This window comes from Mucilaginibacter sp. SMC90, from assembly GCF_022811725.1.
Lineage (GTDB): Bacteria > Bacteroidota > Bacteroidia > Sphingobacteriales > Sphingobacteriaceae > Mucilaginibacter.
Genome location: NZ_CP094527.1, coordinates 4,345,490 through 4,361,164, shown reverse-complemented (window position 1 = coordinate 4,361,164; position 15,675 = coordinate 4,345,490). Strand labels below are relative to the sequence as shown.

6 protein-coding genes are annotated in these 15,675 nt (G+C 41.0%); all 6 read left to right on the top strand.

The genetic code is table 11. The annotated features are described in order from the left end of the window. The first annotated feature begins 29 nt into the window (after positions 1-29). Positions 30-2,426, top strand: coding sequence for an ABC transporter permease (locus tag MTO98_RS18565; protein ID WP_243480378.1), 2,397 nt, complete (start codon positions 30-32; stop codon positions 2,424-2,426). A 435-nt stretch (positions 2,427-2,861) separates the two neighbouring features. Next, positions 2,862-5,276 (top strand): ABC transporter permease, encoded by a 2,415-nt coding sequence (locus MTO98_RS18560; protein WP_243480377.1) that lies wholly within the window; start codon positions 2,862-2,864, stop codon positions 5,274-5,276. A 323-nt stretch (positions 5,277-5,599) separates the two neighbouring features. After that, entirely contained in the window at positions 5,600-8,020 is a 2,421-nt protein-coding gene (locus tag MTO98_RS18555) for an ABC transporter permease (RefSeq protein WP_243480376.1), read from the top strand. Between the two features lie 257 nt (positions 8,021-8,277). Continuing rightward, positions 8,278-10,656 (top strand): ABC transporter permease, encoded by a 2,379-nt coding sequence (locus MTO98_RS18550; RefSeq protein WP_243480375.1) that lies wholly within the window; start codon positions 8,278-8,280, stop codon positions 10,654-10,656. An 83-nt stretch (positions 10,657-10,739) separates the two neighbouring features. Beyond that, a complete protein-coding gene (locus MTO98_RS18545; protein ID WP_243480374.1) occupies positions 10,740-13,112 on the top strand; it encodes an ABC transporter permease in 2,373 nt (790 codons plus the stop codon). A gap of 116 nt (positions 13,113-13,228) precedes the next feature. Further along, the gene (locus MTO98_RS18540; RefSeq protein WP_243480373.1) at positions 13,229-15,610 is read left to right on the top strand and encodes an ABC transporter permease; all 2,382 of its coding nucleotides are present in this window, start codon (positions 13,229-13,231) and stop codon (positions 15,608-15,610) included. The last annotated feature ends 65 nt before the right edge of the window (positions 15,611-15,675 follow it).

Genomic DNA, 15,675 nt, shown 5'->3' with positions numbered 1-15,675 from the left:
TGCCCCAATGACAAAATGATTATACTATTATGTTTAAAAATTATTTCAAAGTAGCGTTTCGCAATTTAAGTAAGCACCGTACTGCAAGTATCATTAACATAGCCGGGCTTACCGTTGGTATCACTGCCGCGGTATTTATTATGCTATGGGTACAAAACGAACTTAGTTTTGATAACTACCATAAAGATGCTGATCAGATTTATCGTGTAAAGGCGAAACTCACCTTAACCAAAGATGAAACCTGGATTTGGGAATCGTCGCCTTACATGTTAGGTGGCATAGCTAAAAAGGAAATTCCGGGTATTAAGAATTATACTTTTTTATGGCCAGGTTATATGGTGACCGTTCATAATAAGGGGCAACTGATATCAGAAAAAAAATATGCTTATGTTGATGCCAACTGGTTCAATGTGTTTCATTATGATTTTGTTGATGGCAGCGTTGAAAGCTTTTCCAAAAAACCGTTTAGTTTAATACTTACGCAGTCAACGGCGAAAAGATACTTTGGCAATGGCGAGGCAGTAGGGAAGATACTCAGGGTTGATAGTGTAAATTACCAGGTACAGGCAGTTGTTAAGGATAATCCTGCAAATTCAACTTTTCAGTATGACATATTGATGCCGGTTGAAGCAAAGCTGAGCAACCCGCATGAAAAAGAACAATCCTCACATTGGGGCAATTACAGCGGACTCACCTTCCTTAAATTGCAAGCAGGCGTAAACACCGACGAAACAGCAAAGAAACTTACCGATATCATCAAGAAAAATAACAAGGACAGTGAAAATACGGCATTGAGCGTTATTAAGTTGAAAGACATGCATTTTGAAAATGACCTGCAAAGCTCGTCTTTTGAACATGGTAACCGCAAACTGGTAAATATATTTATGATACTTGCCACATTACTTTTGGCTACAGCCTGTATCAACTATGTTAACCTTACTACTGCGCGCGCAAGTGCGCGATCAAAAGAGGTAAGTGTACGTAAAATAGTAGGAGCAGGCAGGTTTCAGCTATTTGGGCAGTTCATGTCTGAGTCGTTGGTGGTAAGTGTGCTGGCTTTAATTTTTTCCATTATTTGTATCCAGGTATTTATGCCATGGTTTAACGGCGTAACCGAAAAACATTTCAGTCAACCATTGGCTTCAACAGCAACCTGGCTAATATTACTTGGCACATTACTGGTAAGCTTTATATTTAACGGTCTGTACCCGGCTATCTTGTTATCATCATTTAAACCCCTAAGTGTTTTTAAAGGCCGAAACGCGCTAAATATTAAAGATGGCGGTATTCGTAAAGCATTGGTTGTTGTTCAGTTTGGCATTTCGGTTATGCTGATCATTTGCACCATGGTTATTTACCGTCAGTTGGATTTTATGCAAAAAGCTGACCTTGGTTATAATCGTGAGCACGTTTTTTCTTTCAGGATCCCGTGGAATGTTTTAGGGTTTGATGATAAAAAGCGGGTTTCGATGCTGAGCAGCATTGTCAATGAACTTCGGGAACAAAGTGCTATAAAAGAGGTTGCTCAATCGCAAAGTGACGACTTCTATAATAATGGTACCAAAATGTCGGGAACAATAGATTGGGATGGCCGGCCTAAAGATTATAAACCTTCTGTAGCGACATTATCTGCTGATGAAAATTTTCAGCAAATGATGAGCTTGAAAATGAAGGATGGGCATTGGTTTGGTAAGGCCAATGTCGATGAGCATAATGTTATCTTAAATGAAACCGCAGTAAAGCAGTTGGGGATTCGTACCCCAGTTATTGGGCAGCGGTTTAAATTTAATGGCGACTCGGGAATTGTAGCCGGAGTGGTTAAGGATTTTAATTTCAGGAGTTTGCATGAAAAGATAGGGCCAATGGTTATAAACAATCATACTGACTGGGCAGGTAGTTTCTACATAAAAACGGCTCCTGGCAATACATCCGGGGCTATTAGGGCCGCCCAAAATGTATGGAACCAATTTGTGCCCGAGCAGCCGTTCGCGTATAATTTTTTAGATGAAGGTTACAACAAATTGTATCACGCCGAACAACGTTCATCAACCCTGGTCTCCATATTTGCAATTATCGCCATCGCAATATCTGCAATGGGCTTACTTGGCCTGGCTGCCTTTGCTGCCGAGCAGCGTGTAAAAGAAATTGGCATACGCAAGGTGCTTGGTGCAAGTGTGCAAAGTATTATCGGGCTCCTTTCGGCTGATTTTTTGAAAACGGTATTAATAGCAAACCTTATTGCTTTCCCGGTTGCATGGTACATGATGAATAAATGGTTGCAGGATTTTGCCTATCGCATTGACATCTCGTGGTGGATTTTTGGTGCCGCAGCCTGCATTGCATTGTTCATAGCCTTGTTAACAGTAAGCATCCAATCTATCAAGGCGGCGCTGGCCAATCCGGTGAGCAGTTTGAGAAGCGAGTAGGAAGCTGAAAGTAAAAGGTTTAAAGCTAAAGGCAAAAGCCGGGAGTATCATCGTTGCTCCCGGCTTTTTGTAATATTTTTCTGTTAGTGAAAACAAAGCAGTTCGCGATGCATTGTCCTCTAACCTCTAACCTCTAACCTCTAACCTCTAACCTCTAACCTCTAACCTCTAACCTCTAACCTCTAACCTCTAACCTCTAACCTCTAACCTCTAACCTCTAACCTCTAACCTCTAACCTCTAACCTCTAACCTCTAACCTCTAACCTCTAACCTCTAACCTCTAACCTCTAACCTCTAACCTCTAACCTCTAACCTCTAACCTCTAACCTCTAACCTCTAACCTCTAACCTCTAACCTCTAACCTCTAATTCAACTTTAACATATTTTAACTACTCATTTAAAGGGTTTTGCGTATTATCGTATAAAGTATTAGATATGATAAAAAATTACTTTAAAATAGCCTGGCGCAACCTCTGGAAGCATAAATTCTATACATTCATCAATATGTTCGGCCTGGCGTTGAGTATTGGTTGCAGTATCATACTTTTTCAGTTTATCACCTATCATTTAAGTTTTGATACTTATCATCACAATGCCAAACAGGTGTATAGGGTTGTTCACCGATTAACTTTTTCTGATGGGGTACCATTGTACGACCAGGGTGCTCCTTTAGCTTTGGCAAGGGATGTGAAAGCAAATGATCCGCGGGTAAAAGATATAGGGGTATTATTACGGATGCATGATATCAACGTTACTATCCCGCAAAGTGAAGGATCCGGTAAAAAAATGTTTGCCGAGCATGAAAATATTGGCATTACCGACGGCCATTTTTTTAACCTGTTTGATTATCAGTGGGAGCAGGGCAATAAAAATACCGCCCTTACCGAACCCAATGCTGTAGTTTTAAGTCATGGGCTGGCTCAAAAATATTTTGGCAGCCAGGATGTTATCGGCAAAAACATTAGTGTTGATAACAAAAATATATTTAAAGTAACAGGTGTAGTAAAAGATCACCCTGCAAATACCGATATAAAAGCAGATCTGTTTCTTTCATTATCAACGCTTAAAAACATTTACCCCGATGTTTATACGCCCATGCACAATGATTGGAGTTTCATCAATTCTACCAACTCCATTTATGTAGAACTGAAGGACGGGGTGAATCCAGAAACGATTGAAGTAGGTATAAACGAACTTAACGTTAAAGCTCAGGGCGCAGCAGAAGCAAAACCATATCATTTTATGCTGCTACCCTTGAGCGAAGTGCATTTTGACGGTCGTTTCGCGGGTGTTATTCAACGCTCTTTATTAGCTACATTGGGTGTAATAGGCTTACTGCTTATTGTAATTGCATGTGTTAATTTTATTAATATGGCTACCGCGCAAAGCTTTAAACGGGCAAAAGAGATCGGTACACGCAAGGTTTTGGGGAGTTCGCCGGGTGCTATATTTATCCAGTTTATTTCCGAAACGTCGTACATCGTATTTTTTGCGGCATTGTTATCGTTTGTGATGGTGATTGTAGCTATGCCCGTATTGAATAACTGGCTGCAAACTCAACTGAGCTTTAATCTTTTTACCGATTACAAGCTTGCCGGTTTTATAGTAGTTGTTTTAGCTGTTATCATATTGGCAGCAGGGTCATATCCCGCTCTTATATTAAGCAGGTTTAAACCGGTAAACGCTTTGAAAAACCAGGTTGGTGGCAACACGCAAGCTGCGGGTTTTACACGTAAGGGTTTAATAATTGTACAAAACATAATAGCCCAGGTGCTTATTATTAGTACCGTATTAATAACCATGCAGGTTAAATATCTCAAAACAACCGACCTTGGTTTTAACAAAAACGCTGTTTTGATGCTCCCTGTGCCCAATAATGATAAAGGTAAAACCGATTATTTACGTAATCAGCTACTGGCAGATCCTGCCATAAAAAGCGTGTCATTTTGTTACCGGGCACCATCTTCAACAGCTGATAAAGGAGGCTCTATTAAATATGATAGCCGCGATTGGGAAAAATTTGTTGGCTATACCCAGATTGGTGATGCCGACTATGTGAAAACTTTTGGGATGCAATTGGTTGCCGGGCGAAATATAGCAGAAAGCGATACCGCCCGTGAATATCTGGTTAATGAAGTGATGGTGCACAAATTAGGTTTCAAAGACTCTCAACAAGTTCTCGGCAGGCACTTTACTGCAGGCGATTTGTCAAACAACCCGGGTACTATAGTAGGGGTAGTAAAAGACTTTCATGCCAAATCGTTGTACACGGCTATTGCACCCGAATACATTAGTACATTCAGAAAAGGCTACCAATATGTTGGGGTAAAGGTCGGTTCCGGCAATCCTTCGGCAGTTATTGAACATATAAGAAGGGAATGGCAGTCTGTTTATCCCGACAACGTATTTGAATATCGTTTCCTTGACCAGCAAATAGCCGATTTTTATCAAAAGGAAGACCTTTTAAATAAGCTCATTACCTCAAGTGCAGTGATAGCCATTTTTATTAGCTGCCTTGGTTTGCTTGGGCTTATATCATTGTTAACCTTACAGCGCACCAAAGAGATAGGTATCCGCAAAGTGCTCGGCGCATCTGTTGCTAATATTACGGGTTTGCTTTCTATAGATTTCTTGAAATTGGTACTTATAGCGGTGGTTATAGCCACACCCATAGCCTGGCTTATGATGAGTAAATACCTCCAGAATTTTGCTTACCGTATAGATATTCAATGGTGGGTTTTTGTGTTGGCCGCTGTTATGGCTTTGCTGATTGCTTTTATAACCGTAAGTTTCCAAGCCATAAAAGCTGCTATGACTAATCCTGTTGAAAGTTTGAGGTCGGGAGAGTAGAGCTTAGACATAAGCTTGTCAATTGTATAACAAAAGGTTAGTAGCTAAACATACTAACCTTTTGTTTTTCTTACTAATGTCAAAAGGTAAAGGTAAGCCCGGCTTCATCCCTAACATATACTTGCGCCAATATGATAGCACTAATATTTTAACTCCTAAACGTTACGCCACAAGCCCGAAATTAAAATCACTGTATCAATACCGTACACGTGGTGTTACACTTACGAACAGTTAATGTTTTTTTGATGAATTAAGTATTTGATATTCAGTTTGTTTTGATTTTGGTATGTGTTTTACATTGAAATTAAAAAGTACTGTACGATATGCTTAAAAATTACTTTAAAATAGCCTGGCGTAATATCATTCGTCATAAAGGTTATTCAGCAATAAATATTGCCGGGTTAACCGTTGGTATTGCTGCCTGTTTGCTGATTTTTGTAATTATTCAGTTTGAATTAAGTTTCAACACGTTCAACCCTAACTTTAAAAACATATATCGTGTTACTACTCAAGGTAAATACGAGTCGGAAACTACAACCAATCCGGGTATAGCAGTACCTGCTACCGAAGCTTTGCGATTGGATTTTCCGCAGGCTAAAGTTGCTGCTTTGAATAGCAGCTACGGTAGCCAGATCACGGTTCCGGAAGTGGCGGGAAGCAATACGGGCGATAAAAAGTTTACAGAAGGCATCGGCGTATTGTTCATTCAGCCACAGTTTTTTGATATTTTTAGTTTTAAATGGCTTGCAGGCGGTCCTTCTGCGTTAGCCAATCCCGATATGGTGGTTATTGATCAAACTACCGCCACCAAATATTTTGGCAATTGGAACAATGCCATGGGCAAAACATTGCGGATGGACAATGTTTTAACCTTAAAGGTAGCAGGTGTTGTTGAAGATGTGCCAACCAATAGCGACTTTCCGTTTAAGGTCATGGTGTCATTCGTTACCTGGAAACAGCATCCTAAAGATTATAACTATAATGAAGACTGGGGCTCAACCAGCAGTAACCATGAGGTATTTATGCTGTTTCCGCCAAGCATGCCGAAAGCGAATATCGAAGCACAGTTCAAAGCTTTTTCTGTAAAGCACTTTAAGAAAAACGTTTCCGAAACAACGTTAATTCCGCAGCCTTTGGCCGATATGCACTTTGATAAAGTGATTGGTAACCCGCTGGGGGATCATAGCACCAGTATGGCCACCTTGCGTACGCTTTCATTTATTGGTTTGTTGATCATTATCATGGCCTCTATCAACTTTATTAATCTTTCAACCGCGCAGTCGGTTGGCCGTTCTAAAGAAGTTGGGATCCGCAAGGTGTTAGGCAGTACCCGCCCCCAGCTTATTTTGCAGGTAATTGGCGAAACCACGATCATTGTTATAGTATCGGCGCTAATAGCCATTGGGATAGCCAAATTAGCTATACCGCAGCTAAAAAATATTGCTAATGTTCCCGAAAATATAAACCTGTTCAGCACCGGAAGCGTATTGTTTTTATTGACAAGCACTGTGGGCATTATTTTGCTGTCGGGTGTTTATCCGGCATTGGTGGTATCTGGCTTTAAACCGGTTTTGGCACTTAAAAATAAGATCACAGCTGCATCAATTGGAGGGATCCCATTGCGCAGGGCGTTGGTTATAGCTCAATTTGCTATTTCGCAATTGCTGATCATTGGTACCATTGTAGCGGTCAACCAAATGGATTTTGTGAATAATGCAGATCTCGGCTTTAATAAAAGTGCATTGCTCGTTATTCCTGGCTATACTGATAGTGTGAGCCTCGCTAAGATGGAATCCTTCAAATATCAGTTAATGCAAAATCATAACGTTAAAGCTGTAAGCTTTTCGTCAGATGTGCCATCGTCTGAAAATAACTGGGGGACTAATTTTTATTTTAACCATTCTTCAAAGGATATCGGTTTTAGCACATTCATGAAATTTGGCGATGCCGATTATTTTAAAACCTACGGATTGAAATTTGCCGCAGGCAAGGGTTATGAAACCAGTGATACCGTTAAGCAATATGTAGTTAATGAAACCTTTATTCATAAGTTAGGTATTCAAAACCCCGAAGATGCAATAGGCAAAATGGTGCGTTTAGGAGGGAATGGGCACTGGAAACCAATTGTTGGTGTTGTTAAGGATTTCAAAACTAATTCCCTTCGCGAATCGATAAAACCGATAGTTATTTCGCCGGCCAAAGGATATGAGGGCCAGGTGGGTATTAAAATTCAAACTGCTAATTTGAGCAAAGCAGTGGCCGAGCTGCAAAAAATATGGGAGAATACTTATCCTGAGTATGCCTACAATGGTTATTTCCTGGACGAAAACATAGCTAAATTTTACGAACAGGAGAATAAAATGGCATTGGTATACAAAGTGTTTGCCGGTATAGCCATATTCATATCGTGTTTGGGTTTATATGGGCTTGTGTCATTCATGGCTGTTCAGCGTACTAAAGAGGTTGGTATCCGGAAAGTATTGGGTGCGTCCATAAGCAGTATCGTGTTCCTGTTTTCGAAGGAGTTTATGGTGCTTATCGGTATTTCGTTCCTGATAGCAATGCCTGCTGCATGGTATATTATGAACGGATGGCTGCAAAACTTTGTGTACCGTATTTCGATGAGTGCGTGGATCTTTTTGTTGGCGATAATATCATCCCTGGTAATAGCATGGGTAACAGTAGGGTATAAGGCTGTTAAAGCAGCGCTTGCTAACCCGGTTAAAAGCCTGCGTTCGGAGTAGTAGTAGTAGTAGTTTCATTTGTTTCGCGGCATTAAATGATCTTGAACGCGGGCCACAATGACTTAATGGTTCAATAACCTAATGACCAAAATTATGATTAAGAGCTACTTGCCAATTGCTTGGCGCAATATTCTTAGTAACAAAGCATATAGCGCAATTAATATACAGGTGCTTGCCGCGGGTATTGCAGTAACTTGTAATCCGGCCCAATTGGCATCAATAAACTAATTACCAGGTGAACTAATAAACATTATACTATGATCAAAAACTACATAAAAATTGCATGGCGAAATTTGGTACGTAACAAGGCTTACGCAACCATCAGTGTTATTGGTTTAGCTTTGGGTATAGCCTGCGGTGTATTGATTTTTACACTGATAAGTTATCACCTGAGTTTTGATAATTTTCATAACAACTCCGATAGGATCTATCGTTTTTATACCGAGTTTCATGATCAGGGGGTAGACCGTGTGGGCGCAGTGCCGCAGCCTATGGCCAAAGGTTATCGTAATGATCTTGCCTTCAGCGAAAAAACGGCAAGATATATTAGCTTCAACAAAACGCTGATTACTATAACACACGGAAACGATGTTAAAAAATTTGGCGAGGACGACGGCGTCGCCTTTGTTGAACCGGAGTATTTTAGCATACTGAATTTCCCGTTACTTAAAGGCGATAAGAAAACCATTCTTGTTAACCCCAATGAGGCTTTAATTACTGAAAAAATGGCCCATAAATATTTCGGTAACGACAATCCTATTGGTAAAGTTTTTAAGCTGGATAACAATATCAATGTCACTGTAACAGGCGTATTGCAAGATTTTCCAAACAATACTGATTTAAAACAGCAGATCTTTATTTCGTACGCAAGTATGGAGGGATATGCGGGTAAAGACCGGGAAAACAATTGGGGCGGTGTTTACAGCGGCTGCCAGGCTTTCACCCGTTTAAAGCCGGGGGTGACCAAAGCACAGGTTGAAACTGCTATGTTGCAACTGATCAAGAAAAACTATACAGGTCGGGACCTGCAGGTTTGGCGTTTTAAATTGCAACCCATAGCCGAAATGCATTTTGATCGTGAACTTGGTGGTTACGCCGATAAAAGCTATTTATGGGCACTATTTTTTATCGGGGTGTTCCTGATCATTACCGCTTCGGTAAATTTTATAAACCTGGCAACGGCACAAGCACTAAACCGCTCTAAAGAAGTAGGCATCCGTAAAGTGCTCGGCAGTCAGCCTTTTCAGTTATTCTGGCAGTTTATTGCCGAAACAGCTATTATCAGCATAATAGCCGTTGGAGTAGCCGTTGGCTTATCAGAAATTGCACTGCCGGCATTGAATAATCTTTTTCATGCAAGGATGACCTTTAAATGGGTAGAACTTAGCGCTTTCATTGTTCTGGTTACAATTGTTGTAGTATTCCTTTCTGGCTCATACCCTGGTTTGGTGCTGGCCAGGTTTCAGCCAATCAAAGCCCTTAAAAGTAAATTATCGCAAAAAGACGTTGGCGGATTTTCTTTGCGGAGGGTACTGGTAGTTACCCAATTTACCATATCGCAAGTTCTTATCATTGGTACTATAATCGTGGTATCGCAACTGAATTATTCGCAGACCGCAGATCTTGGTTTTAACAAGAATGCTGTAGTGCTGGTGCCGCTTCCGCAAAATGATAAGATAAAAATGAGTACCATGCGTAACCTTATCAGCGAAATTAAAGGAGTTGAAAATGTTTCATATTGCTATAATGCACCCGCATCCCGTTCAAATAGCAATACAGGTATTCAATATGATAACCGTGCCGAAGATGAACATTGGAGCATCAATACCAAACAGGCCGACGAAAATTACATTTCCACTTTTGGTATTAAGTTGGTTGCTGGCAGAAATTTCTTCAAAGGCGATTCGGTAAAAGAACTTTTGGTGAACGAGACCTTTGTAAAGAAATTACATCTTAAACCGCAGGATGTAATTGGAAAGCAGATGGCAGTTAACGGACGATCATATAAGGGTACTATTGTTGGCGTAATGAAAGACTTTTACAACTACTCTTTTCACTCAGAAATTTCGCCTTTATGTGTAATGCCTAATTACCAGTCTCTATCTACTGTTGCCGTAAAAATAGACATGCGCAATGCTAAAGCTTCCTTAGCCGCAATTGATAAGATCTGGAATCAGACTTTCCCTGAAGAGTTGTATTCATACCAGTTTCTGGACGATACCATTACCCGTTTTTACGAAATGGATAATATACTTTTAACACTGGTTGAAGCATTTGCAGGTATAGCAATTATAATAGGCTGCCTTGGTTTGTATGGCCTGGTGTCATTCATGGCAGTTCGCAAAACCAAAGAGATTGGTGTACGGAAAGTATTAGGTGCCAGGATCAGTAGCATCCTATGGTTATTTGGCAAGGAGTTTAGTATATTGCTGCTTATAGCATTTGTAGTGGCTGCTCCATTGGCCTGGTGGGCAATGCATAATTATTTAAAGGATTTTCAATACCGGATCAGTATCGGCCCTCAGATATTTATTGTGTCGATACTATCTACATTTATAATAGCCTGGATTACGGTAGGCTACCGGGCTACTATGGCGGCACTGGCCAACCCGGTTAAAAGTTTGCGTTCCGAGTAATTCACCATTTGCTTCGCGTCATTAAGTCATTTTTGAACGAAGAAGTTAATGAATCAATGACTTATGACCTATTGACTAAAGATATGATCAAAAATTATTTAAAAATAGCCTGGCGAAACATCATCAATAACAGAGCCTATACAGCTATCAATGTTTTAGGATTGGCAGCAGGTATGGCCGTAGCATTAATGATAGCGCTTTGGGTTGCTAACGAATACTCATACGATAAGTTTTTGCCCGATGCCGACCGTGTATACCAGGTGCGCCGTAATTTTAACAGTAATGGCGAAACATTGACGTTTAGTTCAACATCCCTTAGGTTATCGGATGTATTGCATACTATTCCGGAAGTTGAATCGGTGGCATCAACAGATTGGACAGGTTCGCACGGATTGATGGTAGGAGATAAGAGGTTGTCGATTAATGGCATACAGGCCGGAAGCGATTTTCTTAAAATCTTTTCATATACTATGTTACAAGGCAGCCGTTCGTCGGCCCTAAGTGATGCCTATTCTATCGTGTTAACTAAAGCTACTGCTGTTGCTTTGTTCGGAACGGAAAATAACGTGATCAATAAAGTTGTGCGGATAGATAATACGTACAACTTAAAAGTGACCGGCGTTATGCAGGATATCCCTTCAAACTCATCGCTGCAATTTAAATACGTGATACCTTTCAGTCTTTTGGAGCAAACGCAGCCATATATGAAAGGTGCTCATGCAAGTTTTGGCAACAACGGTTTTCAGCTTTTTGTTAAACTTAAGCAAGGCGTAAGTTACGACAGGCTTGCTGCCAAGATCAAGAACATGGAAAAAGGTGAGAATAATATCAACGCCAAAAACTCAGAAGTTATCATGCAGCCGATGCTTGACTGGCATTTGTATTCCGATTATAAAAATGGGATAGCTAGCGCCGGGTTTATCGATTATGTAAATATCTTTAGCGTTATAGGCGTGCTGGTGTTATTGATTGCGTGTGTTAACTTCATTAATCTTACAACAGCCCGTTCTGAAAAGCGTGCAAGAGAAGTCGGCATCCGCAAAGCCATTGGCTCTCAGCGTAAACACCTGATCTTTCAGTTCCTTACCGAATCGGCATTGATCACCTTTATATCTTTTCTTTGTTCATTACTTTTTGTGGAGATTGCCCTTGGGCCGTTCAACGCACTTACCGGCACTACCATTGCCATACCCTTTAACAATATTGCTTTTTGGCTAATTGCCATTGGCTGCGTGCTACTTACAGCTTTAATTGCGGGTAGCCGTCCTGCGTTCTATCTTTCTTCATTTAACCCCGTTAAGGTTCTGAAGGGCACCATCCAGGTTGGACGCTCGGCTTCATATTCACGAAAAATTTTGGTGGTGATGCAGTTTAGCTGCTCTATTGCACTGATCATTAGTACTGTAGTTATTTACAGGCAGATCCAGTATGCAAAAAACCGCCCCAATGGATATGATATTAACAGGTTGATGGCTTCTAACACCAATGGAGATCTCGGTAAGCATTTTAATGCATTTAAAAACGAATTAATTCAAAGCGGTGTAGTGCAAAATGTTTCGTCGGCGTCAAGTGCTATTACAGATATAGATACGCACAATGATATTGATCAATGGCCAGGCAAATTTCCTGGTGAAACCGTTGAAATGGGGGTGATTTCGATAGCCAATGATTATTTCAAAACCGCCGGCATGAAAATGCTTGCAGGGCGTGATTTTAATAATGTAGCTTCAGATTCACTAAACATCATTCTTAATGAAGCTGCCGTTAAACGGCTGCGCCTTAAAGGCGACCCAATAAGCCAGGTAATTACATATGGAAGCAGTCAGTGTAAAATAATTGGCGTGGTAAAAAACGCGTTGATGCTATCGCCATTTGCACAGGCCGACCCAACTATGTTTTTGTACAATAATGATCCGCACGGTAACATGATCTATCGCCTGTCGCCTAAAGTAAACCCGCATGATGCTATCGAAAAAATAGGACAGGTGTTTTCGAAATATAGTCCGGCGTACCCATATACCTATCGCTTTGTGGACGATGACTACAATCGCAAATTTGGGCAGGAGGTATTGGTTGGTAAGCTATCAGGCATATTTGCCGGTTTGGCAATTTTTATCTCATGCCTTGGCCTGTTCGGCTTAGCCGCATACATTGCCGAGCAGCGCACTAAAGAGATTGGTGTACGCAAAGTATTGGGTGCTACCGTAACCCAGTTATGGTTTTTACTGTCAAAGGATTTTGTGTTGCTGGTGGTTGTGAGCTGTTTGATAGCATCGCCAATAGCATTTTACTTTTTGCAGGGTTGGTTGCAAAAATATGATTACCGGGTAACTGTTGGTCCCGGTGTATTTATCATATCAGCAATAGTTGCTATCGTGATTACACTGGCAACTATTAGTTTTCAGGCTATTAAAGCTGCAATTGCAAATCCGGTCAGAAGCTTAAGAAGTGAATGATATTTTAACCATTGGCAGCAATCCAGGATCAGATAGCTGCCAATGGGGAACGGTTTTCATGGTTGGAGTACATTGAATCTGTAACTAAATGATAAAAAAGAGATAGTATAAATTATATGATAAAAAATTATATCAAAATAGCCCTTCGGAACCTTTGGCGGCACCGGGGCTTTTCGTTTATCAATATTACAGGCTTATCAATAGGAATAACGGCCTGCTTTTTCATTTTTATGTACGTAGCTTTTGAATTGAGCTATGACAATTTCCACACAAAAGGTGATAGGATCTATCGTTTAGTGACCGATATTAAAACCCCCAGCGAAACCATCAACACCAGTGTCACCTCCTGGGCGTTTGCGCCTAATATCAAGGCTGATTTGCCCGAAGTTGAGGCCTTTGTACGTACCAGCGGCGGTAGCTTCCTGGTACGCAGGGGAAATGTAAAGTTTCAGGAAGAAAATTCGATGTTTGCCGATTCGACCTTTTTTAAGGTGTTTGACTTTAAATTGGTTAAAGGTGATCCTAAAACAGCACTCACAGCACCCGCAACCTTAGTATTTACCGAGTCGACCGCGAAAAAGTATTTCGGAACTGCCGACCCAATTGGTAAAACAGTATTGGTTACCGGCGATGCAATACCAGCCACCGTTACCGGTGTTATTAAAGATTTTCCGGCCAATTCGCAGATCAAGGCTGATATGCTCATCTCTATGACCTCTTTAACTCAAAAGTTTAACAAGGGAATTGATGGCCAATGGGGCAATTTTGGCGCTACAACTTATCTTTTGTTAAAACCAGGCACAAATCAAAAAGCGTTTGAAGCTAAAATGCCTGCCTTTTTGCAAAATCGCGATGGCGACGGAATGAAGAAAAGCCAGATGTTTTATACCCTCACACTTGAACCTTTAAAATCAACCTACCTGTATTCAAAAAGGGGCGGACAGGAAGTTGGCAGTATCAGCAACGTATATATATTCAGCATAGTAGCAGTGTTTATTTTAATGATTGCCTGCATTAATTTTATCAATCTTACCACCGCCCGCTCGGTTGAGCGCGCTAAAGAAGTCGGGATCCGTAAAGTAGTTGGTGCCGAAAAAAGTCAGCTGGCGGGCCAGTTTATCGGCGAATCGGTAGTGCTTTGTATTATTGCGTTTTTACTTACGCTCGGTATTGCTGCTTTATTACTGCCAATGTTTAATCAACTGGCGGGAAAAACTATAAGTACCGGCATTTTTTCAAACTGGAGTTATCTCATTATCCTGTTAGTGACATCGGTTTGTATCGGCTTACTGGCAGGTTTATATCCTGCATTGGTATTGGCGTCGTTTAAACCGGTAGTGGTTTTAAAAGGCCGCTTTTCGGGAAGTAAAAAGGGAGGCGTTTTACGTAAAACACTTGTAATTGCTCAATTCAGTATTTCCATAGCGCTTATTATTGGTACCATAGTGGTTTACAACCAAATGAACTTTATGCAACACCGTGATCTTGGTTTTAATAAAGAACAGATGGTAGTGCTTAATACCAATGGCGATCCGGCCAAAGATGCTTTGAAAAATGCCATAAGCTCCATTCCGGGCGTTGTTTCAACGGCATCGGCTTCAAGCATTCCCGGCGGTGGAAATAACGGAGCTTACTCTGAAATTGAAAATAGAAAAGGTGATCTGCAAATAGCCAATCTCGATCTGTATTTTGTGGACTATGATTATGTGAACCAGTTCAAGATAAAGATGGTGGCTGGCCGCCCTTTTTCGCGTGAATTCAGTACGGATACTGCACAGGCCATGCTGATTAATGAAGCCGCGGTTAAATTGTTCGGCTATAGTTCCCCTAAAGATGCCATCGGTCGCCGTTTTAAACAATGGGGGCGCGAGGGTAAAATAGTTGGTGTAATGAAGGATTTTCATTTCCGTTCGTTACAGGAAGTCATCAAGCCGCTTACGATGCGTATAGAGCTGAATAGCCTCGATCTGATCACCGTAAAAGTATCTCCTCAAAACCTGAACACTACGCTGGCCCAGATAGAAGGCAAGTGGAAGCAATTTATTCCTAACAGGCCATATACCTATTATTTTTTAGATGAATTTTTTGACAGGCAATACCGTGCAGAGCAGCGTTTTGGTAAGCTGTTTTTCAACTTTGCCGTATTGGCGATATTTATTTCTTGTTTGGGTTTGCTTGGTCTGGCTTCATACAGCACCCTGCAGCGCACGCGTGAAATTGGGATTCGCAAGGTACTTGGTGCATCTGTACCGGGTATCGTGAACCTGCTATCGTTAGATTTTTTGAAGTTGATATTAATATCCTGTGTTATTGCGATGCCGGTTGGGTGGTATTTCATGCAACAATGGCTCAAGGATTTTGCTTACCGGATTGATATTCAATGGTGGGTGTTTGTGTTGGCCGGTGTACTGGCAATTTTAGTGGCAGTGGCAACCATTAGTTTTCAGGCTATCAAAGCAGCGTTAAGCAACCCGGTTAAAAGTTTAAGAAGCGAGTAAGGCAGTTAAAAGCGGCAGCTTTAAGAGTACTGTGATATATACGCCATCCAACAAAATGAACCAAT

What these genes read in the sequence shown, in the direction of transcription:
- MTO98_RS18550 (WP_243480375.1), top strand. Translation starts at nt 8,278, where the DNA reads ATGATCAAAAACTACATAAAAATTGCATGGCGAAATTTGGTACGTAAC.
- MTO98_RS18555 (WP_243480376.1), top strand. Translation starts at nt 5,600, where the DNA reads ATGCTTAAAAATTACTTTAAAATAGCCTGGCGTAATATCATTCGTCAT.
- MTO98_RS18545 (WP_243480374.1), top strand. Translation starts at nt 10,740, where the DNA reads ATGATCAAAAATTATTTAAAAATAGCCTGGCGAAACATCATCAATAAC.
- MTO98_RS18560 (WP_243480377.1), top strand. Translation starts at nt 2,862, where the DNA reads ATGATAAAAAATTACTTTAAAATAGCCTGGCGCAACCTCTGGAAGCAT.
- MTO98_RS18540 (WP_243480373.1), top strand. Translation starts at nt 13,229, where the DNA reads ATGATAAAAAATTATATCAAAATAGCCCTTCGGAACCTTTGGCGGCAC.
- MTO98_RS18565 (WP_243480378.1), top strand. Translation starts at nt 30, where the DNA reads ATGTTTAAAAATTATTTCAAAGTAGCGTTTCGCAATTTAAGTAAGCAC.